The organism is Stenotrophomonas sp. AC248, from assembly GCF_979258185.1.
The window spans coordinates 599,749-623,837 of record NZ_OZ409840.1; the positions used below are offsets into that span (position 1 = coordinate 599,749).

Annotated in this window: 18 protein-coding genes and 2 pseudogenes; 9 read left to right on the forward strand and 11 right to left on the reverse strand. The window is 68.5% G+C overall.

Annotation, left to right across the window (positions count from 1 at the left end):
* Nucleotides 1–79: 79 nt before the first annotated feature.
* From ACZ0AE_RS02685 to ACZ0AE_RS02700, 4 genes and pseudogenes are all read right to left on the reverse strand, one after another.
* Nucleotides 80–994 carry an IS110 family RNA-guided transposase gene (locus ACZ0AE_RS02685; RefSeq protein ID WP_463600333.1) on the reverse strand — a complete coding sequence of 305 codons (915 nt, stop codon included), beginning with the start codon at nucleotides 992–994 and terminating at the stop codon, nucleotides 80–82.
* A 723-nt stretch (nucleotides 995–1,717) separates the two neighbouring features.
* Nucleotides 1,718–2,089 (reverse strand): annotated as a pseudogene (locus tag ACZ0AE_RS02690) (H-NS histone family protein); the annotation flags it as partial.
* 167 nt (nucleotides 2,090–2,256) lie between these two features.
* Nucleotides 2,257–3,948, reverse strand: a complete 1,692-nt coding sequence (locus tag ACZ0AE_RS02695) for a proline--tRNA ligase (RefSeq protein WP_463600334.1) — start codon at nucleotides 3,946–3,948, stop codon at nucleotides 2,257–2,259.
* A 102-nt stretch (nucleotides 3,949–4,050) separates the two neighbouring features.
* Nucleotides 4,051–4,431, reverse strand: a complete 381-nt coding sequence (locus ACZ0AE_RS02700) for a DUF4124 domain-containing protein (protein WP_038690596.1) — start codon at nucleotides 4,429–4,431, stop codon at nucleotides 4,051–4,053.
* A 160-nt stretch (nucleotides 4,432–4,591) separates the two neighbouring features.
* On the opposite strand from ACZ0AE_RS02700, the gene pssA reads away from it, so the two are divergent.
* The 3 genes from pssA to rimI are packed head-to-tail and all read left to right on the forward strand — an operon-like array spanning nucleotide 4,592 to nucleotide 6,368.
* The gene (pssA, locus tag ACZ0AE_RS02705) at nucleotides 4,592–5,371 is read left to right on the forward strand and encodes a CDP-diacylglycerol--serine O-phosphatidyltransferase (RefSeq protein ID WP_038690594.1); all 780 of its coding nucleotides are present in this window, start codon (nucleotides 4,592–4,594) and stop codon (nucleotides 5,369–5,371) included.
* On the forward strand, nucleotides 5,368–5,874 hold the full coding sequence (locus ACZ0AE_RS02710; RefSeq protein WP_463600335.1) for a hypothetical protein: 507 nt from the start codon (nucleotides 5,368–5,370) through the stop codon (nucleotides 5,872–5,874). The genes pssA and ACZ0AE_RS02710 overlap by 4 nt, the downstream gene beginning before the upstream one ends.
* A complete protein-coding gene (rimI, locus tag ACZ0AE_RS02715; protein WP_038690590.1) occupies nucleotides 5,871–6,368 on the forward strand; it encodes a ribosomal protein S18-alanine N-acetyltransferase in 498 nt (165 codons plus the stop codon). Before ACZ0AE_RS02710 ends, rimI begins: the two co-directional genes overlap by 4 nt.
* A gap of 107 nt (nucleotides 6,369–6,475) precedes the next feature.
* Here rimI and ACZ0AE_RS02720 read toward each other — a convergent pair whose 3' ends face one another.
* The 5 genes from ACZ0AE_RS02720 to ACZ0AE_RS02740 form a co-directional block, all read right to left on the reverse strand.
* The gene (locus ACZ0AE_RS02720; protein WP_463600336.1) at nucleotides 6,476–7,300 is read right to left on the reverse strand and encodes an EamA family transporter; all 825 of its coding nucleotides are present in this window, start codon (nucleotides 7,298–7,300) and stop codon (nucleotides 6,476–6,478) included.
* Nucleotides 7,301–7,435: 135 nt separating this feature from the next.
* Entirely contained in the window at nucleotides 7,436–10,204 is a 2,769-nt protein-coding gene (locus ACZ0AE_RS02725; RefSeq protein WP_463600337.1) for a valine--tRNA ligase, read from the reverse strand.
* A gap of 43 nt (nucleotides 10,205–10,247) precedes the next feature.
* Nucleotides 10,248–10,436 carry a YqaE/Pmp3 family membrane protein gene (locus ACZ0AE_RS02730; protein WP_038690586.1) on the reverse strand — a complete coding sequence of 63 codons (189 nt, stop codon included), beginning with the start codon at nucleotides 10,434–10,436 and terminating at the stop codon, nucleotides 10,248–10,250.
* 48 nt (nucleotides 10,437–10,484) lie between these two features.
* Entirely contained in the window at nucleotides 10,485–10,910 is a 426-nt protein-coding gene (locus tag ACZ0AE_RS02735; protein WP_038690584.1) for a DNA polymerase III subunit chi, read from the reverse strand.
* Between the two features lie 85 nt (nucleotides 10,911–10,995).
* On the reverse strand, nucleotides 10,996–12,474 hold the full coding sequence (locus tag ACZ0AE_RS02740; RefSeq protein WP_038690582.1) for a leucyl aminopeptidase: 1,479 nt from the start codon (nucleotides 12,472–12,474) through the stop codon (nucleotides 10,996–10,998).
* 104 nt (nucleotides 12,475–12,578) lie between these two features.
* Here ACZ0AE_RS02740 and lptF point away from each other — a divergent pair, with 104 nt between their 5' ends.
* Both lptF and lptG read left to right on the forward strand, forming a co-directional pair.
* Nucleotides 12,579–13,661 (forward strand): LPS export ABC transporter permease LptF, encoded by a 1,083-nt coding sequence (gene lptF / locus ACZ0AE_RS02745; RefSeq protein ID WP_038690580.1) that lies wholly within the window; start codon nucleotides 12,579–12,581, stop codon nucleotides 13,659–13,661.
* Nucleotides 13,658–14,764: an LPS export ABC transporter permease LptG gene (lptG, locus tag ACZ0AE_RS02750; protein ID WP_038690578.1), complete on the forward strand. Its 1,107-nt coding sequence runs from the start codon at nucleotides 13,658–13,660 to the stop codon at nucleotides 14,762–14,764. Before lptF ends, lptG begins: the two co-directional genes overlap by 4 nt.
* Nucleotides 14,765–15,133: 369 nt before the next feature.
* On the opposite strand, the gene ACZ0AE_RS02755 is transcribed toward lptG, so the two are convergent.
* Nucleotides 15,134–15,610, reverse strand: a complete 477-nt coding sequence (locus tag ACZ0AE_RS02755; protein WP_447591819.1) for an RDD family protein — start codon at nucleotides 15,608–15,610, stop codon at nucleotides 15,134–15,136.
* Nucleotides 15,611–15,680: 70 nt separating this feature from the next.
* Between ACZ0AE_RS02755 and xerD the strand changes: the two genes are divergently transcribed.
* The gene (gene xerD, locus ACZ0AE_RS02760) at nucleotides 15,681–16,658 is read left to right on the forward strand and encodes a site-specific tyrosine recombinase XerD (RefSeq protein WP_137191094.1); all 978 of its coding nucleotides are present in this window, start codon (nucleotides 15,681–15,683) and stop codon (nucleotides 16,656–16,658) included.
* Nucleotides 16,659–16,763: 105 nt separating this feature from the next.
* The gene (locus ACZ0AE_RS02765) at nucleotides 16,764–17,564 is read left to right on the forward strand and encodes a thioredoxin fold domain-containing protein (protein ID WP_038690571.1); all 801 of its coding nucleotides are present in this window, start codon (nucleotides 16,764–16,766) and stop codon (nucleotides 17,562–17,564) included.
* Nucleotides 17,565–17,719: 155 nt separating this feature from the next.
* On the opposite strand, the gene ACZ0AE_RS02770 is transcribed toward ACZ0AE_RS02765, so the two are convergent.
* The gene (locus ACZ0AE_RS02770) at nucleotides 17,720–19,822 is read right to left on the reverse strand and encodes a glycosyl hydrolase family 18 protein (protein ID WP_447591824.1); all 2,103 of its coding nucleotides are present in this window, start codon (nucleotides 19,820–19,822) and stop codon (nucleotides 17,720–17,722) included.
* A gap of 295 nt (nucleotides 19,823–20,117) precedes the next feature.
* Between ACZ0AE_RS02770 and purL (ACZ0AE_RS02775) the strand changes: the two are divergent.
* A pseudogene (purL, locus tag ACZ0AE_RS02775) lies at nucleotides 20,118–21,761 on the forward strand (phosphoribosylformylglycinamidine synthase); the annotation flags it as partial.
* Nucleotides 21,682–24,051 carry a phosphoribosylformylglycinamidine synthase gene (gene purL / locus ACZ0AE_RS02780; protein WP_463600338.1) on the forward strand — a complete coding sequence of 790 codons (2,370 nt, stop codon included), beginning with the start codon at nucleotides 21,682–21,684 and terminating at the stop codon, nucleotides 24,049–24,051. The pseudogene purL (ACZ0AE_RS02775) and the gene purL (ACZ0AE_RS02780), both read left to right, overlap by 80 nt.
* Nucleotides 24,052–24,089: the final 38 nt, after the last annotated feature.

Here is a 24,089-nt window from a genome sequence, read left to right on the forward strand (position 1 = left end):
GGCTTCGGCCCCTCCAGCAGACGGGCACGGTAGTGCCGGCCGCTGGCCGGCAGCCGTTGGAGATGTGCCCGGGCGCGCTTCAGGCGGGGATCGGTCCGCTTTGAGCGTCGCGCACGCGGGCGTTGAGGATCACCAGCATCTTTCGCATTACCGCCACGATGGCTACTTTGGCCTCCTTGCCGCGGGCCCGTAGCGACCGGTAAAAGTCCCGTATGCGCGGTTCGTGCTGCAGGGCTGACATGCCGGCCATGTAAAGCACCTGACGGATCTCGGCTCGACCGCCGTGGATGCTTCGTTTTCCACGCATCGTCCCGCTGTCGTGGGACATCGGCGCCACGCCCACCAGGCTGGCGATGGCCTTTCCACTGATATGGCCCAGCTCAGGCAGGTAGCTGGCCAGCACCGCCTGTACCACCGGCCCCACGCCCTTCATCGACTTCAGAACCGTGAGCTGGGGCTGTTGAGCGAGCTGCTCGGCAATCTGCTTTCCCAGGCGTTTGACCAGTGTCTTCAGGTGGGTGATGTTGGCCTGCAAAAGCCGGCGCAGTTCACGATCACCCACCATTTCCTGCTGCTGTCGCGCGACGGCCAAGGCCTGGATCATCTGTCGACGTGCCCGCACAAACTCCCGCAGTTTCTGCTGCCAAGGCTCCAACGGCTGATAGGCCGGCAGCTTCACCAGCGTGGCCATCTGTGCCAATGCATAGGCATCCAAGCGGTCGGTCTTGGCCCTCTGGCCCAGCCCCTGAGCAAGCTTCCGCGCCCGCAAGGCATTGGCCCGAACCACCGGATGACCGGCCTTGTGCAGAAAATCCAGCACAGGCTGTTCGTAGCCACCGGTGGCCTCCAGCACGATCTGGTTACTCGGGCGCTGCCTCAGCCAGAGGTCCAATTCAGCGAAACCGGAGGGGTCATTGCTGACCTGCAGGGTTTGGCCGTCGGAGGTTCCAACATCCAGCCGGCGCTTGCTTACATCAATCCCGATCCCGTTCATCGCCCGACTCCGTATAGTCTGGAAGGGTCGAGAGCTCCCCCGCTTGCCCAGTCTTATCGCTTCGAGTGACAGCTCCAGCAACTGTTCGGGCGGATCAAGGGAGATTCCGGCGTGGGCGCCAAGCTACACGGCGATCGTCGAGATCCAGGCTCACACGGCGGCCCACGCCGGCTCTCGACACCTAAACTGCCAGATTCCGATCAGATAAGGCTCCGCCACCGCATCCATGCGGTGGAGGGTCCCGCGAACCCACACACCCCGACCCTCGACAGTTTGCTGGTGGCCATGGCCAGGCAAAGGCAAAGGCAAAGGCGGAAGCCCGCTTCGGCCGGCCAGCCGCTTCTCGCTTTTTCGGTGGGTACCGACCCACTGTCAGAGGGCGGGTACGGGTGGGTTGGCGGGACCGTTGGGCGCCATGGGTCCGGCGCATGCGCCGGACGGGTTGGGCAGGACGCCCAACCCCGGTCTTGCCGTTTGTGCAGGACTGCACAAACGAGCAAGGCGCTCACGAGCCTACACGGACGTACTTGCGGCGTGTCCCGCCAACCCACCCGTACCCGACCCAGCCAGCGGAAGCGCGCACTCGCACGCGCATTTGCGGCTGTTGATTTAGCGTCTGGCGTTGCACGCAGAACGTCCATCAGCGTGAGAGAAAACTCATAAAAAACGCCGGCTTTCGCCGGCGTTTTGAGATTCGGTTTCTGATGACACCAGAATCGATTACTTCTTGATCAGGAACTCTTCGACCTTCTTGCCCTTGGTCGTCAGCGCCGCCAGCCAGCGCGGCTGCTTGCCGCGGCCGGTCCAGGTTTCCTTCGGGTTGGCCGGGTTGCGGTACTTCGGGGCAACCTTGCCCAGCTTGCGCACGGCCTTCTTGGCCGGGGCCTTGGTGGCCTTCGCTGCACGGCCGCGGGCCGGGGCCACGCCGCCGAACACCTCTTCGATCGAATATCCGTGCGCCTTCGCCAGCTTGGTCAGCTGCGCGCGCACCTTGGTTACCGCCGGGCGCTTGGCCACGATGGTCTGCTGCTTCTTCGCGTTCTTGATCAGGGCGCCCAGCTCTTTGGCGGACAGGCCACTCAGGTCAATGCTCATCAACTACTCCGGAATCTATTTAAGGACGGGGTGGGCCAGTCCTTGGCGTCGGCGACAGCATACATATCCCATCGGGTGCTGCACAGAGTTAACCGGGATATTCAATCGGAAGGCGCAAAAGAAAAGCCGGGATATTCCACCCGGCTTTCTTCGATCCCCTGTTTCGGTCAACCCGCCAGGCGGGCCAGCAGCGTCTCGCGGTCCAGGCTCTCGGCCTCGCTCGCGCTGCGCGACCGGTACTCGTAGGTCCCGGCGGCCAGCCCGCGCTCGGACACCACCACCCGGTGCGGCACGCCGATCAACTCCATATCGGCAAACATCTGGCCCGGGCGCAGACCCCGGTCGTCCAGCGCCGCGTCCAGCCCGGCCGCCTGCAGCTGCGCCAGCAGCTCGGCCGCCGCGGTGGCCACCGCCTCGTCCTGCTTCGGGTTGATCACGCAGACCACCACCTGCCACGGGGCCATCGCCGCCGGCCAGATAATCCCGGCCTCGTCGTGGTTCTGCTCGATTGCCGCCGCCACGATGCGCGAAATGCCGATGCCGTAGCAGCCCATCGCCATCACCGCCGCCTTGCCGTTCTCATCCAGCACCGTGGCCTTCAGCGCCTGCGCATACTGGCGGCCCAGCTGGAACACGTGGCCCACTTCGATACCGCGCGCGATCTTCAGCTCGCCACCGTCGCTGGCGCGGTCGCCGGCCTTCGCATTGCGGATGTCGGCCACGTCCGGCTCGGGCAGGTCGCGACCCCAGTTGACCCCGGCAAAATGGAAACCGGCCGCGTTGGCGCCAATCACGAAGTCGGCCATCGCCGCCACGTCGCGGTCGGCCACGATGCGGATCGGCTTGACCGGGTTCAGCGGGCCCAGGAAGCCCGGCTCGCTGCCCAGGTGCGCGGCGATCTCCGCTTCGCCGGCCATGCGGTGACCCTGCAGGCCCTCCACCTTGCCCAGCTTGATCTCGTTGACCTCGTGGTCGCCACGGACCAGCGCCAGCACGAACCCGGCTTCGGTCATCAGCGCGATCGACTTCACAGTGCGCTCCAGGCCCAGCCCGAGCAGCTCGGCTACCGCTTCGCAGGTCTTCTGGGTCGGCGTTTCCACCTTGCGCATCGCCTCGCTGGCCGCACCGCGGGCGCCCGGGGCGGCGGCCACGGCCGCTTCCATGTTGGCCGCGTAGTCCGAGCCGGTGGAGAACACCAGCGCGTCTTCGCCGGAATCGGCGATCACGTGGAATTCCTGCGAGGCGTCGCCGCCGATCGCGCCGGAATCGGCCTGCACCATGCGGAAATCCAGGCCCAGGCGGGTGAAGATGCGGCTGTAGGCCGCCTTCATGTTCTCGTACTCGCGCACCAGGCAGTCATCGTGCAGGTGGAAGGAGTAGGCGTCCTTCATCAGGAACTCGCGCGAACGCATCACGCCGAAGCGCGGGCGGATCTCGTCGCGGAACTTGGTCTGGATCTGGAAGAAGTTGACCGGCAGCTGCTTGTAGCTGGACAGCTCCTGGCGCGCGAAGTCGGCCGCGGCCTCTTCGGCGGTGGGGCTGTAGCAGAACACCTGGTCCTTGCGGTCCTTGATCTTCAACAGCTGCGGGCCGAACTTTTCCCAGCGCCCGGTGGTTTCCCACAGTTCCTTGGGCTGGATGGTCGGAATCTGGAATTCCACGGCGCCGGCGCGCTCCATTTCCTCGCGCACGATGCGCTCGACCTTGCGCAGCACGCGCAGGCCCAGCGGCGACCAGGTGTACAACCCCGAGGCCAGCTTGCGGATCATGCCCGCGCGCAGCATCAAGCGGTGGCTGGTGAGCTCCGCGTCACTGGGGGTTTCCTTGGTGGTGTGCAGGTGGAACTGGGAGAGGCGCATCGTCGGCTTCGCTGAACGGCAGAAGCCGATATTCTGCCAGCCCGGCCGCCGCCCTGCCCATCACGACCGCCACACACCTGGCAGCCATGCCCCGGGGCTTACTCAGGCGCCGGGCTTGCAGTAGGCCTTGATCGCCGCCTCGGCCAGGTTGCGCTGCGCGCCGCGCTGCTCGTCGCTGAGGGCGGTTTCGGCCTTGCCGTCGCCATCGGTGTCCTGCATGACCGCGCCCTTGCCGTCCAGCAGGGTCAGGTTGCTGCGCGCGGTGGTGCAGTCGGCCGACTGCGCCGGTACCGCGGCGGCCGTGGCCGGGCGGGCGACCGGGTCGCGCCCTTCCACCTTGCGCGCTTCGTACTTCTGGCCGGTCGGGGCCTTCTCCGAATACTGGGTCACGCCGTTGGCGTCCTTCCACTTGTAGACGGTACCGGCCTGGGCCGAGGCGCTGGCGAGCAGCAGCAGGCAGCACAGCGAGGGCAGGGCACGCATGGCAACTCCGGGCATCAGGGCAAGGCGCCGATTGCAGCACCCCGGCCCGGCGCTGGCAAGCCGCCGGCGACCGGCGGGCCGGTGGGCACCGGCAACGGTCACCCGGCCCCGGAAGCACCGGGCTGCCCCAAAGGCCACCACACCCACTAAACTGGCCGGCATGGATCAGATGAAACCCCCGCCGCGCTCCCGCAGCATCTACCTGCTGCCCAACCTGTTCACCACCGCAGGCCTGTTCGCCGGCTTCTACGCGATCATCGCCGCGGCCAATGGCGACTTCGTCAATGCGGCCATCGCCGTGTTCGTGGCGGCGGTCATGGACGGCCTGGACGGCCGCGTGGCCCGGCTGACCGGGACCAGCAGCGAATTCGGCGTGCAGTACGACTCGCTGGCCGACCTGGTCAGCTTCGGCATGGCCCCGGCGCTGGTGATGTACCACTGGTCGCTGTCGTGGCTGAAATTCGATGACCCGGTCTGGGGCCGGGTCGGCTGGGCGGTGGCCTTCCTGTATGCGGCCTGCGCCGCGCTGCGCCTGGCCCGCTTCAACACCCAGGTCACCGTGGTCGACAAGCGCTGGTTCGTCGGCCTGGCCAGCCCGGCCGCCGCCGGGCTGATGATGTCCTTCGTGTGGGCCTTCGCCGATGGCAACCTGGGCTGGGATGGCAATCAGCTGCGCTATGTGTCGTTGGGCGTGACCCTGGTGGCGGCGTTGCTGATGGTCAGCCGGATCCGCTTCTGGAGCTTCAAGGGCAGCGGCGAACGTGGTCCGCGCGCCGATCGCGTGCCGTTCCTGGCGCTGGCGCTGGTGCCCATCGCCATTGCCATCATGGTCATCGACCTGCCGCGGGTGCTGTTTGCCGTCGGCATCGTGTACGCCCTGTCCGGCCCGTTCTACTGGCTGTGGCAGCGCGCCCGCAAGACGGCCGAGCCCCGCGCGTGAGCGAGGCCGGCCTGCCGCCGCTGTGGTCGCCGGCGCAGCAGTCGTGGCTGCAGGCGATGGGCTACACGGTGTTCGTGGACGGGCAGATCGACGAGGTCGCCCCGGCACCGATCACGCTGAGCGTGGCCGCCCATGCCGCGCCGGCCGAGCGCGCCGTGGCGCCGCCCGCGCCCGCATCGGCAGCCGATACTCCGGCGCGGGCCGCGCCACCGCAGCGGCGCAGTGCGCCGACCAGCATCGATGCGCCGGCCGCTGCGGGCAGCGGCAGTGCCGGGGAGGCCCCGGCAGCGACGCGCGAACGCAGCCCCGGCCGCCGCCCGGCCGTGCGCATGCCCGACCGCCTGCAGATCGCCCTGCTGCGGGCGTCCGGCTGCAATCCCGCCGAGCCGGAGACGCAGGCGTTGATGGCCGGGTGGAACCTGGACGACCTGCGCGGCAATGCCGCCGCCAAGCGCGCGCTGTGGCCGCAACTGCGGGCCCTGCGCAAGCGGGGCCGGCCGTGAGCGCGGTCAGCTCGCCCCGCCCACTGGCGTTGCGCGCGCTGCGCGAAAGCGATATCGACACCCTGATGCCGATCGAACTGCGCGGTTACCCGTTCCCGTGGACGCGCGGCATTTTCGTGGACTGCCTGCGTGCGGGCTACCCGGCGCTGGCGCTGGAGGACGACGGCGTACTGGTCGGCTACGGCGTGCTCAGCATCGCGGCCGACGAAGCCCACGTATTGAATGTGTGTGTGGATCCCCAGACCCAGTCGCGCGGCCTGGGCCGGTTTCTGTTCCGCGCGCTGGTCCAGCTGGCACGCGACCATGGCGCCCAGCGCGTGTTCCTGGAAGTACGCCCGTCCAACACGCCGGCGGTGGCGCTGTACCACAGCGAAGGCTTCAACGAGATTGGCCGCCGCCCGCGCTACTACCCGGCCCGCGAGGGGCGTGAGGATGCCCTGGTGATGGCGATGGAGCTGGTGGACGACGACATCCAGACCATGCCGCCGCTGTAACGGCGCAAGGCAGCCGACCAACGGTCGGCTCTACCAACCGTCGTAGAGCCGACCGTTGGTCGGCTGCACGCAACGCCAGACCGGGGCCACACACGCCCGGCGCACCCTCACGCGACCCGCAACACCGCCGCGCCCGCAACGATCAACCCCGCCGCGATCCAGCGCATCCGCGTCACCCGCTCGTGCAGGACGAATGCGGAGATCAGGATGCCGAACAGGATCGAGGTCTCGCGCAGCGCCGAAATCATCGCCACCGGCGCGATGGTCATGGCCCACAGCGCCAGCCCATACGAGGTCAGCGTGCCGATCCCGCCGACCACGCCAAAGCCCGCGTTTTCCCGCGCGTAGGCCCACAGCCGGGGCGCACGCGTGCAGACCGCCCATAGCGGCAGCGGCAGCCCGGACAACAGAAACAGCCACAGCGTGTAGCTGAGCGCGGCGCCGGACTGGCGCGCGCCCCATGCATCAACCAGCGTGTAGGTGGCGATCACCCCGGCATTGAGCAACGGCAGCCACAGGTGCTGGCGTGCGCCGCCGCGTGCCATGCCCAGGATGCCCGCACAGATCAGTGCGATGCCGCACCACGCCACCGCATGCAGGCGTTCCCCCAGGAACACGGTGCCCACCAGCGCCACCAGGATCGGTGCGCAGCCGCGCATCAGCGGGTAGGACGCGCTCATGTCGGTCACCCGGTAGGTGCGCGCGACCAGAACGTAATAGAGGACCTGCAACACCGTGGAGGCGGCCAGCCATGGCCAGCTGCGTGGCAGCGGCGCGGGCACGAAGGGCAGCAGGAGGGCCGCGATCAGCGCGGCCGACCCGGTGACCAGGATCGTGGTCAGCAGCGTATCGCTGCCGCGTTTGACGATCGCATTCCAGCTGGCATGCAGCAGGGCAGCGAACAGCACGGTACAGAAAATGGAGAGTGACATCGTGTCGGCAGGCACGCATTCCATGGACGAATACGCATCATGCCCCGGTAGAGCCACCCCATGGGTGGCTGCATCCATCGTCCCACCCGGCAGGTACCGACCGGTGGTCGGTACCCCCAGGCAAACACCGCCGCGTTACAACTTCGCGCGCTGCTCGACCAGGCCGGCCAGCTGCGCGGTCCATTCCACCAGACGCACGCGTTCCTGCTCGACCACCGCGGCCGGCACCTTGTCGGTGAACTTGCCCAGCTTGGTCTGGCTCTTCTCCTTCTCCGACTCCACCCGGGCAATTTCCTTGTCCAGGCGGGCGCGCTCGGCGCCCAGGTCGACCAGGCCTTCCAGCGGTACCAGCAGCTTCAACTCACCCACGATGGCCGCCGCCGACGGCGGGGTATCGGCCGCGTCGGCCAGCCAATCGATGCGCGCCAGCTTCAGCAGGAACGACAGCGAGGCCGTGAAGCGCGCCACGCGGGTGCGGTCGTCTGCGGTGCCACCCTGCAGCAGCAACGTGACCTGCTTGGCCGGCGGCACGTTCAGTTCGCTGCGCACGCGGCGCAGCGCGTTGACCATGCCCTTGAGCCATTCGACGTCGGCCTCGGCACGGGCGAAATCGCCCGCGAATTCTTCCGCTGTCGGGTATGGACGCAGCGACAGGGTGTCTTCGCCCAGGCCCAGGCGCGGGGCCACCTGGCGCCACAGCTGCTCGGTGACGAACGGAATCAGCGGGTGCAGCAGGCGCAGCAGCGCTTCCAGCACGAACAGCAGGGTGTGGCGGGTGCTGGCCGCGTCGTCGGCGTTGTCGCCGTTGAGCGCCGGCTTGGTCAGTTCCAGGAACCAGTCGCAGAACTCGTTCCAGGCAAACTCGTACAGGCACTGGGCCAGCAGGTCGAACCGGTAGTTGGCGTAGTGCGTCTGTGCCTCGGCCGACACCGCCGCCAGGCGCGCCAGGATCCAGCGCTCGGCATCGGTGCGCGGCTGCGGCACGCCGGTGAAGCTGCTGCCCTCGGTGTTCATCAGGGTGAAGCGGCTGGCGTTCCACAGTTTGTTGCAGAAGTTCTTGTAGCCCTCGGCGCGGCTCATGTCGAACTTGATGTCGCGGCCGTGCGTGGCCAGCGCGGCAATGGTGAAGCGCAGCGCGTCGGCACCGTGGGCAATGATGCCGTCGGGGAATTCCTTGCGCGTGGCCTTCTCGATCTTCGGCGCATCCTTGGGCTTCATCAGCCCGGTGGTGCGCTTGGCAACCAGGTCTTCCAGCGAGATGCCGTCGATGATGTCCAGCGGGTCGAGCACGTTGCCCTTGGACTTGGACATCTTCTGACCCTGCGCATCGCGGATCAGGCCGGTCATGTAGATGTCCTTGAACGGAATCTTCCCGGTGAAGCTGTCGGTGGCCATGATCATGCGGGCCACCCAGAAGAAGATGATGTCGAAGCCGGTGACCAGCACCGCCGACGGCAGGTAGCGCTCGAAACCGCGGTCGGCCATCGCCTGTTCGTTCGGCCAGCCCAGGGTGGAGAACGGCCACAGCTGCGAAGAGAACCAGGTTTCCAGCACGTCGCTGTCCTGGTGCAGGGCGACGTCGGCGCCGACGTTGTTGCGCGCGCGCGCATCGGCCTCGTCGCGCCCGACGTAGCAGTTGCCCGCGTCATCGAACCACGCCGGAATGCGGTGGCCCCACCACAGCTGGCGGCTGATGCACCAGTCCTGGATGTTCTCCATCCAGTGGCGGTAGGTGTTGATCCAGTTGGCCGGAACGAACTGGATGCTGCCGTTCTCGACCAGCTCCAGGCCGCGCTTGGCCAGCACGTCCATCTTCACGAACCACTGGTCGGTGAGGTAGGGCTCGATCACCTGCTGGGTGCGGTCGCCGCGCGGCACCTGCAGCTTGTGCGGCTTGGTTTCAACCAGGATGCCCAGGTCTTCCAGCTCGGCCAGGATCACCTTGCGCGCTTCGTAACGGTCCAGCCCGCGGTATTTCTCCGGGGCGTTGTCGTTGATGGCGGCCACCGGGGTGAACAGGTTGATCATCGGCAGGTTGTGGCGCACACCCACCTGGTAATCGTTGAAGTCATGCGCGGGGGTCACCTTGACCACGCCGGTGCCGAACTCGCGGTCCACGTAGTCATCGGCGATCACCGGAATTTCGCGGTCGGTCAGCGGCAGCTTGACCATCTTGCCGATCAGGTGCGCGTAGCGCTCGTCCTCGGGATGCACCATCACCGCGGTGTCGCCCAGCATGGTTTCCGGGCGGGTGGTGGCCACGGTCAGCGTGCCGCTGCCATCGGCCAGCGGGTAGCTGATCGACCACAGGAAGCCGTCTTCTTCCACGCTCTCCACTTCCAGGTCGGAAATGGCGGTCTTCAGCACCGGGTCCCAGTTGACCAGGCGCTGGCCGCGGTAGATCAGGCCCTGCTCGTGCCAGCGCAGGAAGGCCTCGATCACCGCTTCGGAGGGCTGCGGGTCCATGGTGAAGGTGCTGCGCGACCAGTCGGCCGACGTGCCCAGGCGGCGCATCTGGCGTTCGATGGTGTCACCGGAGAAGGCCTTCCACTCCCAGACCTTCTCGATGAAGCCCTCGCGGCCCAGCGAATCGCGGGTCTCGCCCTTGCCTTCCAGCGCCAGGTTGCGGCTGACCACCATTTCGGTGGCGATGCCGGCGTGGTCGGTACCCACCTGCCACAGCGTGTCGTAGCCGCGCATGCGGTGGTAGCGCACCAGCGCGTCCATCAGGGTCTGCTGGAAGGCATGGCCCATGTGCAGCGTGCCGGTCACGTTCGGCGGCGGCAGCAGGATGGTGTACGGCTCGCCCTTGCCGGACGGCTTGAAATGGCCGGCCTTCTCCCACGCGTCGTACAGCGCGGTTTCGAAGGTTTTGGGGTCGTAGCTGGAGGCGAGTTGGGTCATGCGGGAACCAGGATCGAAGACGGGAGGTGGGGGTGCCGGAACATCAGCGCCCGAGGGCGCGCTGGATCTTCTGGTCGGTATGGAACTGCGAAACCGCGTAGGCGGCCCAGATCGCGGCCGGAAGCCAGCCAATCAGGGTGATCTGCAGGATCAGGCAGAGGATGCCTGCGAACGGGCGGCCAATGGTGAAGAAGGCGAACCAGGGAAAGATCAGGGCGATCAACAGGCGCATCAAGGGTCTCCGGGCTCGGTGGCGGCGCCACGGCAGGCGCCGCGCGGGTTACATGTCGTACTTGTTCAGGTCAAAGCCCAGCGCCTTGTACTGGCGCCAGCGCTCGCGCAGCGGTTCGCGCGCTTCCGGGTCGGCCGGCACCACTTCCAGCACCCGGTCGCACTCGGCCAGGTACGGGTCGTCGCGCAGGTTGATCACCAGCGGGCGCGCCGGGGCCGGCGTGCCGGGCACGGCGATCAGCACCAGCGCCTCCTCCTCGTCCATGTCCTCACCGGCGATCTGGTGCGGGATGTAGGCCTCGTCGTCGAACGACCACAGCAGTTCGTCCAGCTCCTCGGCCTGGGCCTGGTCGCGTGCCAGCACCAGGGTGAACAGCCCGGCGTCGTTGGCCTTGCGGGCCAGCTCACAGACCAGGCGCAGCGGCTCGGTCAGGAAGCGGGGCTTGGCGATCAGGTAGAAATCAGCACGGGACATGGGCAGGCCAGGAGCGAAAGGGAAGGCCCGGCAGCAGGCCGGGCGGGATCGGGGCGGCGCTCAGGCCCCCCGATCGGGCACGGCATCAGGCGCGGGCGACCTGGTCCAGCAGCCACTGGCTGAGCAGGCCAACCGGGCGGCCAGTGGCCATGCCACGCTTGCCTTCGTCGCTGGCAACGCCGGCGATGTCCAGGTGGGCCCAGCGCTGGCCTTCGGCGAAGCGCGACAGGAAGCAGCCGGCGGTGATCGCGCCGGCCCAGCGGCCGCCGATGTTGTAGACGTCGGCGAAGCTGGAATCCAGCATCGGCTGGTACTCGTCCCACAGCGGCAGGCGCCAGGCGCGGTCGAACACGTGCTCGCCGGCGGCCAGCAGTTCGTTGGCCAGGTCGTCGTGCTTGGTCATCAGGCCGGCGGTCTGGTGGCCCAGGGCAACCAGGCAGGCACCGGTCAGGGTGGCCACGTCGACCAGCGCGGCCGGCTCGAAGCGCTGCGCGTAGGTGAGCGCGTCGCACAGGATCAGGCGGCCTTCGGCGTCGGTGTTGCCCACTTCGATGGTCTTGCCCGACATCGAGGTGATCACGTCCGACGGGCGGTAGGCATTGCCGTCGATGGCGTTTTCCACCGCCGGCACCACCACCACCAGGTTCAGCGGCAGCTTGGCGGTGACCGCCGCGACGAAGGTGCCGATGACGTTGGCGCCACCGCACATGTCGTACTTCATCTCCTCGATGCCGCCCTGGGTCTTCAGGTTGACGCCGCCGGTGTCGAAGGTGATGCCCTTGCCGACCAGTACGTAGGGCTTGGCGTCGCCGCCGTTGCTCCACTTCAGTACCACCAGGCGCGGGCGGTTGGCCGAGCCGCGGGCCACGGCCAGCAGCGAGCCCATGCCCAGCGCTTCCATCTGGTGCTCGTCCAGGATCTCCGCCTCGGCACCGGCATGGGCCTGGGCGAAGGCGACCGAGGACTCGGCCAGGTAGGCCGGGGTGCACAGGTTCGGCGGCAGGTTGCCCAGCTCGCGGGCGTACTGCACGCCAGCGGCGATGGCCTGGCCCTGGGCCAGGGCCTGGGCGTCGGTACCGGCGATGGCCAGCTGGGTCAGGCCGGGTTCGTCGGCCTTCTTCTTGCCCAGGGTGGCGCTGTAGCGGTAGGCGGCGTGGTCGGCGGTGATGATGGCCTGGCGGATGTTCCAGGCGGCATCGCGGCCCTTGACCTCGAGTTCGGTCAGGGTGAACAGCGCGTGGTGGTTGACCCCGCTCTTCAGGGCGCGGCTGGCATCGCCCACCGCCTTGAGGTACTGCGGGACGCCGAACTTGGCCGGTTCGCCCAGCCCCACCACCAGCACGCGCGGGGCGGTGACGCCCGGCAGGTCGTGCAGCAGCGTGGTGTTGCCGGTCTTGCCGCCGACGTCGCCGCGGGCCACCAGGGCCGTCAGGCGACCGCCCGAAGCGGTGTCCAGGGCCTGTGCCGCCGGGCTCAGGGTCTGGTCGGCATAGGCGCCGACGATGACGCAATCGAACGCGGCCGAGGCCGGCGTTGCGTGGTTCAGGGTGAATTCCAGGGCCATTGATCAGATTCCGTTGGCAAATCCGTACAATCGCGAGCTGTTTACGTCCCGTCAGTAGACTGGGCAGCACCGCGAACGAATCCGAGAGTTTAAACCACCGCCCCATGTCGAAGCTCGATCGCTATCTCCTGCGTGATTTCGTCCAGAGTTTCCTGGCCACTTTGATCGTGCTGCTGGTGGTAAGCGTCGGTGGTGTCCTGGTGGACATCCTCGGCAATATCGCCGACGGCCGCGTACCGGCCCGCCTGCTGTTCTCGCAGCTGGGCCTGCAGTTCATCGTCTACATGCCGCTGATCCTGCCGCTGGCGCTGATGCTGGGCCTGCTGCTGGCCACCGCCCGGCTCTACCGGGACTCGGAAATGGCGGTGCTGACCGCCATCGGGGTGGGGCCAAAGCGGCTGCTGCGCCCGGTGCTGATGCTGGTGCTGCCGGTGGTGGGCCTGATCGGCCTGTGCTCGCTGTGGCTGGGCCCCTGGGCCGACCGCACCAGCGAGACCATGATCGTGGAAGCCAACCGCAGCGTGGCCATGGCCGGGCTGGAGTCGGGCAAGTTCACCAACCTGCCCAACAACGGCGGGGTGGTCTACCTGTCCTCGCTGTCGCCGGACGGTACCCGGCTGGGCAAGGTGTTCCTGCAGCGGCAGAAGGACGACCGCATCGAGGTGGTGTCGGCCGACCACGGCCGCATGTTCTTCGAGGGCGAGCGCCAGCGCTACCTGGAGCTGGACGACGGCCACCAGGTGGAAGGGCCGGCCAACGGCGCGCTGGACTACAAGCTGATGACCTTCGCGCGCAACGACGTGGCCATGCCCGACGGCGCCGACACCCGCCAGAAGGATGACCCCGAGCTGCTGCCCACCACCCAGCTGCTGGGTGACGCGCGCCCGGCGGCGCAGGCGCAGCTGCATTCGCGCATCACCCCGCCGCTGATCGCGCTGGCGTTCGCGCTGATGACGCTGCCGCTGGCGCGCAGTTCGCCGCGCCAGCAGCGCTACGGCCGGATGATGCTGGCGTTCCTGGCCTACCTGGTGGGCATGAACCTGATGTTCATCGGCACGCGCTGGATCGCCGATGGCAAATTGTCCGGCAGTGTCGGTCTGTGGTGGCTGAGCCTGCCACTGCTGGCGCTGGCGATCTGGATGTACCTGCGTGACGGCAAGCTGTCGCGCCCGCGGAGGACCGCATGAAGCTTCGCCCGATGCGGTTTGATCTTTATCTTGGCCGGTCGGTGTTCGGCACGGTGCTGCTGACCTGGGCCGTCCTGTTGGGGCTGGACGTGGTGATGGCCTTCTCCGGCGAATTCAAGGACGTGGGCAAGGGCGGCTACACGATCGGCCATGCGGCCGCGTGGGTGCTGTACACGGTGCCGCGCCGGGCCTACACGTTCTTCCCGACGGCAGCGGTGATCGGCTCGCTGATGGGGCTGGGGCAGTTGGCGGCGACCTCCGAGCTGACCGCGCTGCGCGCGCTGGGCCTGTCGCGCAAGCGCCTGAGCGCGTCGGTGGCGATCGCGCTGTCGCTGTTGACGGCGGTGATGGTGTTGACGGGCGAGACGCTGGCACCGTGGGCGCAGAGCCGGGCCGACGACATCCGGATGAGCGCCAAGTGGGGCAACGACATGGCGGTGGCCCGCTATTCGGGCGTGTGGGCACGCGAGGGCGATACGTTCCTCAACGCGGGCGCAGGCGACGAGCAGCTGCTGCCGGGCGGTGGGACCAAGCTGGTGCTGCGCGATGTGCGGCTGTACAAGATCGGCGACGACGGCAAGCTGGCGTCGTTGACTTACGCGGGCACGGCCGAGCACGGCGATACGGGCTGGGTGTTGAACAAGGTGCGCCGGGATACGTTCGGGGAGCGCTCGGCGACGCGTGAGACGGTGGAATCGGAGCCGTGGAATTCGAAGCTGGATGCGGCGGCGCTGGCCAGCGGCATGTCCAAGCCGCGCAACCTGCGCGCGGCGGACCTGCGCACGAGCATCGAGTACCGCAAGCGCAACGGGCTGGACGCGCGTGATTACGAGGACATCTACTGGAGCCGGTGGTTCTACCCGGTGAACGTGTTGGCGTTGTGCCTGGCGGCGGTGCCGTTCGCGTTCGGCTCGCTGCGCAGCGGCGGGATGGGCAAGCGGTTGTTCCTGGGCATCCTGTTCGCGCTGGGCTTCTGGCTGCTGCAGTTGTTCTTCGGGCGCATGGCCGGTGCGTTGAAGTTCGATTACCGCATTGCCTACGCACTGCCGCCGATCGTGATGCTGGTGGTGTCGGGGATGCTGTTCCGGCGCAAGTCGGGGTAACGCGGCGTCCATCGTTGTGCGGTGACCCGCTCTGAAAGGTGGGTCGTGTGCGGCCGGAATGGCGCCGCCCGGACCGGTTCCCTGCAGGATCTCCACCGCCCAGGTAGTGCCGGCCGTTGGCCGGCTCCCCGGAATCTGTCCGGCGGTATCGGGGGCCGGTCAGCGGCCGGCACTACGCTGATGCGTCCGGCGGTATCGGGAGCCGGCCAGCGGCCGGCACTACGCTGATGCGTCCGGCGGTATCGGGAGCCGGCCAGCGGCCGGCACTACGCTGATGCGTCCGGCGGTATCGGGAGCCGGCCAGCGGCCGGCACTACGCTGATGCGTCCGGCGGTATCGGGGGCCGGCCAGCGGCCGGCGCCACCGTGGTCAACGCTTGGGCAGGCGTCGCATGCGCGTGCCGCTGGCGCGGTCGTGCCAGGTCAGGCGCTGGCGGTCGATCAGCGACCACCACAGGCCCAGCCCGCCGAGCAGAACCGAGACGGTGCCGACGGCGTAGCGCAGCCACAACTGTCGGCGGGTGGGGGCGGTGCCGTCGGTGCTAGTGACCTGCAGGCGCCAGGGACGCATGCCCAGGGTCTGGCCGCCACGGCGCCAGCTCAAGGTGGCGTACAGGCCGGTGACGATCCAGCAGCACAGCCAGAGCAACCATTGCAGCGCGCTGAAGGGGGCGATGTTGTCGCGCTCGGCGTGGCCGGACAGCGTGTAGCCCACGGTGAACAGCGTGCCGGCCAGCATCCACAGCGCCAGCGCGGGGAACAGGTCGTAGAGCAGCGCCAGCAGGCGCCACAGCAGCAGGCTGGCGGGGCGATCGGTGGCGGCAGCGGGAGCGGTGGTGGTGGCCATGGGCCGAGCATACCTGCGCCATGGCGCCGGTTCGATGGCCGCCCCGTGTTCGGCTCCGTATGCTGGTCGCATGTCCGATGCCTCTACCCCCGCGCTGCGCCGCCAGCTGGTGCAGCAACTGCCGCCCCTGCGCGATGCCGACAACGTGCTGATCCAGCGTTTCCTCGATGCGATCTGGGCCGAACAGGGCCTGGCACAGGCCAGCCTGGACAGCTATCGACGCGACCTGGAGGGCGTGGCGCGCTGGCGCGATGGCGCTGCGGGCGGGTTGGCAGCGATCGACCGGGCCGGCCTGTTCGACTACCTGGCCTGGCGTGCACGGCACGGCTGGTCGCCGCGCAGCAACGCGCGCCTGCTGTCGGCGCTGCGCGCGTTTTTCGCCGATGCCCTGCGCCGCGGGCAGCGCAGCGAGGACCCCAGCGTGCTGCTGGATCCCCCGCGGTTGCCGCGGTTGCTGCCCAAGGCGCTGGCCGAAAGCCAGATCGAGGCACTGCTGGATGCGCCGGACATCGACACGCCCCTCGGCCTGCGCGACCGGGCGATGCTGGAGCTGATGTACGCCGCCGGCCTGCGCGTAAGCGAACTGGTGCAGCTGCCGGCCAATGCGGTCAACCTGCGCCAGGGCGTGCTGCGGGTGACCGGCAAGGGCAGCAAGGAACGGCTGGTGCCGTTGGGCGAGGAATCCCAGCATTGGCTGGAGCGCTACTTGGCCGAGTCGCGGCCGTTGCTGGCCGGCAAGCGCGCGGTGCCGGCCGGGGCCGACGGCTCGGTGCCGATGTTCCTGGAACCGTCGCTGCACCCGCTCAGCCGCCAGCAGTTCTGGGCGCTGGTGAAGAAGTACGCGGCGCTGGCCGGGATCGATCCGGTGCGGATCAGCCCGCATGGGCTGCGCCACAGCTTCGCCACCCACCTGCTCAACCACGGCGCGGACCTGCGGGCGCTGCAGATGCTGCTGGGCCACAGCTCGCTGTCCACCACCCAGATCTACACGCTGGTGGCGCGTGAGCACCTGCAGAAGCTGCACGCCCGGCATCACCCGCGCGGCTGACCTCGCGGGCGGGCCGGCGGGGCGCGCTGTTTCGCTGCGGTCCAGCTGTGCGCCGGGGCGGCTGTGCGAGAATCGCGCTTACCTTCTTTCCTGACGGACTGCTCGATGCTCCGTGTTGCCATTGCCGCCCTCTTCGGCGCGCTCAGCCTGACTGCCTGCGCGCAGCAACCGTCCGCGCCTGCCGCCAGCAAGGGCGCCAGCCCCGCCGCGGCCGCCACGCCTGCGGCACCTGCCGCCGGCAGTGCCGATGAGCGGGTGCGCAGCGCACTGCAGAAACTGGATCCCAAGTTCGCGCCGGATTACATCGGCGCCGCGCCGTTCCCGGGGTTCCGCGAAGTGCTGGTGGGCGGGCAGGTGCTGTACGTCACCGATGACGGCCGCTACCTGATGCAATCCCAGCCCTACGACATTCAGAACAAGGCGCCGGTCAGCAGTGCCGGTCTGCTGGCATACCGGCAGAAGCTGCTGGCGAAGGTGCCGCAGGCCGAACGCATCGTGTTTGCCGCGCCCAATGCCAAGTACACCGTCAGCGTGTTCACCGATATCGAGTGCGGGTACTGCCGCAAGCTGCACCAGGACATCGCCGAGCTCAACCGCAACGGCATCACCGTGGAATACCTCGCGTTCCCGCGCATGGGCCTGGGCAGCCAGGACTACACCGACATGATTTCGGTGTGGTGCGCGGCCGATCGCAAGCAGGCGCTCACCGCGGCCAAGACCGGCAAGCCGGTGACGCCGAAGAACTGCACCAACCCGGTGGCCATGCAGTACACGCTGGGCCAGCAGATGGGCGTGAACGGCACCCCGGCGATCTTCGCCGCCGATGGCACCCAGCTGGGCGGCTACCTGCCGCCGGCACAGCTGAAGGCCGCGCTGGAGCGCACCACGGCCGGCGGCAGCCGCTGAAACCAGAACGCCCCGGCAATGCCGGGGCGTTTTTTTTGCCGGGTAGAGCCGGACTCTGCCCGGCTGCACGTTTGCAATGACGTGGTCATCGATCAGCGGGGCAGAGCCCCGCTCTACGTGGTTGCGATCAGCGGGGCAGAGCCCCGCTCTACGGGTCAGTTCAACCCGTCGCTGATGGCCTTGGTCAGGGTGCCCTGCGGGTCATCGCCGCTGAACTCCCAGAAGAACGCGCCGCCCAGTCCCTGGGCTTTCACGTAGCCCATCTTCTCGGTGACCATCGCCGGGGTATCCACGCTCCAGAAGGTGGTGCCGTTGGAGATCCACGTGGCCTTGGCAACGCTGTCGGTGTAGACCGGCCAGGTCAGGTTCTTGAGCACCTTCCAGTCTTCGATGCCGGCTTCATACGTGCCCGGCGCCGCGCCGCTGGCGCTCTTGTACAGGCCGTTGTTGCCGCTGGCCACGCCGGTCCAGCCACGCCCGTAGTAGCCGATGCCCAGGTTCAACTTGGACGCCGGCACGCCACGGCTCAGGAACGCCTCCATCGCATCGTTGCTGTTGTAGAGCTTCTGGTCACCGGTGGACGGGTCGGCCGGGGAGTCGAACAGCGCCGAGTGATGGTTGGTCTGCGGATCCCACGCACCGTGGAAGTCGTAGGTCATCACGTTGATGAAGTCCAAGTACGGGTGGTACGCCGCCGGGTCGGTAACACGGATCTTGTCGATCCCCGCGCCCACCGCCACGGTCAGCAGCAGCCCGGGCCGCACCGCATCGAGCTGGCGGCGGAACTCGGCCAGCAGCGCGGTGTAGTTGGCGTTGTCGGCCGGGGTACCGCAGCTCAGCCCGCACGCCACCGGGTATTCCCAGTCGATGTCGATGCCGTCGAACACGCCTGCCGCCGCGCCCACGCCACCGGCGCCGTCGGTCACCGGCAGGTTGCCCTTGATGTAGGCATCCACGCACGAGGCCACGAAGGCCTGGCGGTTGGCCGGCTGTGCCGCGCTGGAGAAGCCGCGCGACCAGGTCCAGCCACCCAGCGAGATCAGCACCTTCACGTTCGGGTGCTTGGCCTTGAGCTGCTTGAGCTGGTTCCAGTTGCCGCGCAGCGGCTGGTCCCAGGTATCGGCCCCGCCACTGACGCTCTCGCCGGCACCGAAGGCCTTGGTGTAGTCGGCGAACGCATCCCCGCCCACGCCGGTGTTCGGGTCGGAGGCCTGGGTCACGCCCACTTCGCAGCGGTTGTTGCGCACGTTGCCGAAGGCGTAGTTGATGTGGGTCAGCTTGGCCGCCGAACCGCTGGTGTCGATGTTCTTGACCCGGTAGTTGCGCCCGTAGATGCCCCACTGGGTGAAGTAGCCGATCACCCGCTTGGTGCCGCCGCCCCCGCCGCCGGCCGCGGTGGTCACACTGATGGAGCCGCTCTGCGCCGAGGCATTGCCGGCGTTGTCGCGGGCACGCACGGTGTAGGTGTAGGCGGTGCTGGCGGTGAGCCCGCCGTCGGTGTACTGGGTGGCGCTGGGCGAGCCGACCAGGCTGCCGTTGCGGTACACGTCGTAGCCGGCCACGCCGCTGCCGCCGCTGTTGTCGGTGGCTGCGCTCCAGGCCAGGTTGACCGTGGTGGCGGTTTTGGACGGCGAGGCCAGGCCGCCAGGCACGCTGGGCGGGGTGGTGTCGTTGCTGGCGGCGGTGACGGTCACGCTGACCGTGGCCGAGGACGTCACCGCGTTGTTGTTGTCGGTGGCCACCGCCTTGAAGGTGTGGCTGCCGGCCGATGCATTGGCCCAGGTCACGCTGTAGGGCGCGCTGGTGTCGATGCCCAGCGAGGTGCCGCCGCGGAAGAATTCGACCTTGCTGACGCTGCCGTCGCTGTCGGCGGCGTTGGCGCTGACGGTGATGCTGCTGCCGGCGGTGAAGCTGGCTCCGGCGCTGGGCGAGGTCAGGCTGACGGTGGGCGGCTGGTTGCTGCCGCTGCCATCGCAGGCGCCCAGGTTGGTGTAGTAGGGCGCGCCGGCCGGGTGGTCGGGCGGGGCATTCCAGATGTCCTGGTTGGCCCGGTACAGCACGCCCCCTTTCTGCAGGGTGGTGCCGGCGAGGTAGATCACCGCGCCGTTCCATTCCGGCGCGCCGGTACAGTTGGCGGCCAGCGCCAGGCTCGGCGTGGCGGCCGCCGCCAGGGCCAAGGCAAGCAGCCAGCGTTTGTGGCGGGCCGCTGGCTGGGAGGATATCGATGTCACCGCACTGCGCATCATCGGGTCAGGCATGGTCTTACTCCGATCTAGTGATGGGCGCGGGCCGCCGGGTGGGGCGGCCCGCGTGCAGCAGGTCCGGGCGCCGGTGAGAGAGGCCGGCAACAGCAGTGGGGGCGGACGAGGGCCTGACCGGCAGGGGTGCCAGGCAGGCGAGGACAACGTTGTCATGCATTCGTCCGCCAATCCGTGAGCCAGCGCAAGGTTCGGCCGTGAAGACGGCGCGGCCGTGCTGACCGCCCGCCAAGCCCCGGCGGCCGACTTCGGTACAATGGTGGGCCCCGTTCCCAACCACGGTTCCCCGGACATGATGGTCCTCGAGGGCGCATCCGCCCTTTCGCCGTTCCGCCGCGAACGTCTTGAATCCCGCCTGCAGTCCCTGGCCGCCGATCTGCGCATCACCGGTGCCTGGCATGTCTACTTCATCCAGACCGAGGGCGATGCGGCCCCGGACCCGGCGATCCTGAGCCGGATCCTGGAAGCCCAGCCGGCACTGGCCGGGCAGGAAGCGGGGGCGGTATCGCGCTTCGTGGTCCCGCGCCTGGGCACCTTGTCGCCGTGGTCGAGCAAGGCCACCGAGCTGGTGCGCGGTGCCGGGCAGCCGATCCGCCGGGTGGAGCGCGGCCTGCGCATCGACCTGGCCGGGTGGCCGGCCGATGCCGCCGCCCAGGCGGCGGTGGTGCGCGCGCTGCACGACCCGATGACCCAGTCGGTGCTGGACCAGGCAGACCAGGCCCAGGCGCTGTTCAGCGCACCGGCCCGGGGTGAACTGGAACGCATCGCGCTGGAGGACCTGGAAGCGGCCAACCGCCGCCTCGGCCTGGCCATGGCCCAGGACGAGATCGACTACCTGCGCCAGCGCTTCGGCGAACTGGGCCGCAAGCCGTCGGACGTGGAACTGATGATGTTCGCGCAGGCCAATTCCGAGCACTGCCGCCACAAGATATTCAACGCCAGCTGGACCATCGACGGCGCCGACCAGCCGCATTCGCTGTTCCGCATGATCAAGAACACCCACCAGCAGACCCCGCAGCACACGTTGAGCGCGTACAGCGACAACGCCGCGGTGGTTGCCGGCCTGCCTGCGTCGCGCTACCGCCCCGATCCGGCCAGTGGCCAGTACCGCAGCGAAGCGGTGGTCGATTCGGCGTTCTGCATCAAGGTGGAAACCCACAACCATCCCACCGCGATCGCCCCGTTCCCGGGCGCGTCGACCGGTGCCGGCGGTGAAATCCGCGACGAAGGCGCCACCGGCCGCGGCGGCAAGCCGAAGGCCGGCCTGACCGGCTTCTCGGTCTCGCACCTGCGCATCCCGACGCTGCCGCAGCCGTGGGAAGCGCCGCGCGCGCTGAACCCGCGCATGGCTCCGGCGCTGGACATCATGCTGGACGGCCCGCTGGGCGGCGCCGCCTTCAACAACGAGTTCGGCCGCCCCAATCTGCTGGGTTACTTCCGCAGCTTCGAGCTGCCCGAGGGGCAGGGTCTGACCCGCGCCTACGACAAGCCGATCATGCTCGCCGGCGGCCTGGGCGCCATCGACCAGAACCAGGTCGAGAAGCTGACCCTGCAGCCGGGCGATGCGGTGATCGTGCTGGGTGGCCCGGCCATGCTGATCGGCCTGGGCGGCGGTGCCGCCAGTTCGGTGGCCTCCGGTGAAAGCGCCGAAGACCTCGACTTTGCCAGCGTGCAGCGCGACAACCCGGAAATGGAGCGTCGCTGCCAGGAAGTGATCGACCGGTGCGTGGCGCTTGGCCTGGACAACCCGATCCGCTGGTTCCATGACGTCGGCGCGGGCGGCCTGTCCAACGCGATTCCCGAGCTGCTGCACGACTCCGGCGTGGGCGGTGTGATCGACCTGGGCAAGGTGCCCGCCGATGACCCGTCGTTGTCGCCGATGCAGTTGTGGTGCAACGAATCGCAGGAACGCTACGTGCTCGGCGTGCCGCAGGCGCGGCTGGCCGAGTTCGCCGCGATCTGTGCGCGCGAGCGCTGCCCGTTCGCCGCCGTTGGCGCTGGCCACCGCCGAGGAACGCCTGGTGGTGGCCTACGGCGCCACCGTGGGCAACATCCCGGCCGATGCGCCGATCGACCTGCCGATGGACGTGCTGTTCGGCAAGGCGCCGAAGATGCACCGCGACACCGCGCACCCGCCCGCACCGCGCTGGCCGGCGCTGAAAACCGCCGGGCTGGACCTGCATGAAGCGGGCCTGCGCGTGCTGGCACATCCTTCGGTCGCCTCGAAAAACTTCCTGGTCACCATCGGTGACCGCAGCGTGGGCGGGTTGACCGCACGCGAGCAGATGATCGGCCCGTGGCAGTTGCCGCTGGCCAACGTCGCCATCACCCTGGCCGGGTTCGACACCGTGGCCGGTGAAGCGATGGCCATTGGCGAACGCACCCCGCTGGCCCTGCTCGATGCCGCCGCCTCGGCCCGCATGGCCGTGGGCGAGGCGATCACCAACCTGTGCGCCGCCCCGGTGGATGCACTGGAGACGGTGAAGCTGTCGGCCAACTGGATGGCCGCGGCCGGCCACAACGGCGAAGACGCGCTGCTGTACGACGCGGTGCGTGCGGTGGGCATGGAACTGTGCCCGCAGCTGGACCTGAGCATCCCGGTCGGCAAGGACTCGCTGTCCATGCAGGCGCAGTGGCACGCCGATGGCCAGGCGCACAAGTCGGTGTCGCCGGTATCGCTGGTGATCTCCGCATTCGCGCCGGTGGCCGATGCCAACGCGCAGCTCACCCCGCTGCTGGACCGCGACACCGACAGCGAGTTGTGGCTGATCGGCCTGGGCGCCGGCAAGCAGCGCCTGGGTGGCTCGATCCTGGCCCAGGTGCATGCCGACCACAGCGACCTGCCCGCGTTTGCCGGCGCCGTGCCGGACCTGGACGATGCGCAGCGGCTGCGCGCGTTCTTTGAACTCATCCGCGATGCGCGCCAGGCCGGCCTGCTGCTGGCCTACCACGACCGCAGCGATGGCGGTGCCTTCGCCGCGCTCTGCGAAATGGCGTTCGCCTCGCGCCTGGGCCTGGACATCACCCTGGATGCCTGGGGCGATGATCCGTTCCGCAGCCTGTTCAATGAAGAACTGGGTGCGGTGGTGCAGATCGCCAAGGAAGACCGTGCTGCGTTCGCTGATCTGGTCGAGCGCCATGCACTGACCGAATGCGCGCAGCGCATCGCGCGTCCGACCACCGCTCCGGTGGTGCGTGTCTCGCTGCAGGGCGAAAGCCTGGTCGAGTGGCGCTGGGAAGCGCTGTTCGATGCCTGGTGGTCGGTCACCCACGCCATGCAGAAGCTGCGCGACAACCCCGACAACGCCGACCAGGAGCGTGCGATCGCGCGCAACTTCAACGCGCCGGGCCTGAAGCCGAAGCTGACCTTCGATATCAATGAAGACGTGGCGGCGCCGTACATGGATGTACCAGTGTCGCGGGCGCAGGATGCGCAGGAGCGACCCCCGTTCATCAACACCGGCGCGCGCCCGCGCGTGGCGGTGCTGCGCGAGCAGGGCGTCAACGGCCAGATTGAAATGGCCAACGTCTTCGAACGTGCCGGCTTCAGTTCGTTCGATGTGCACATGAGCGACCTGATCGAAGGCCGCGTCGCGCTGTCCGATTTCACCGGTCTGGTCGCCTGCGGTGGCTTCAGCTACGGCGACGTGCTGGGGGCCGGCCGCGGTTGGGCCACCTCGGTGCTGGAACGCAGCGCACTGCGCGATGCCTTCGCCGCGTTCTTTGCGCGTGACGACAGCTTCGCCTTGGGCGTGTGCAACGGCTGCCAGATGATGAGCCAGCTCAAGGACATCATCCCCGGTGCCGAGCACTGGCCGCAGTTCCGCCGCAACCGCAGCGAGCAGTTCGAAGCGCGTACCGCGCTGCTGGAAGTGGTGGAGTCGCCGTCGATCCTGCTGCGTGGCATGGCCGGCTCGCGCCTCCCGGTCGCGGTGGCGCATGGCGAAGGCCAGGCGGTGTTCGCCACGGCCGTGGACCAGGCCGCCGCACGCGTCTCGCTGCGCTACGTGGATGGCGATGGCAACGTGGCCACCCAGTACCCGCTCAACCCGAACGGTTCGCCGGACGGCATCACCGGCCTGACCACCAGCGACGGCCGCGTCACCATCATGATGCCGCACCCCGAGCGCACCCCGCGCGCGCTCAATCTGAGCTGGCGTCCGAGTGAGTGGCAGGGTGACTCGCCGTGGCTGCGGATGTTCCGCAACGCACGCGTATGGTGCGGCTGATACTGCGCACGTCACTGTTGTCGATGCGGTGAAAATCG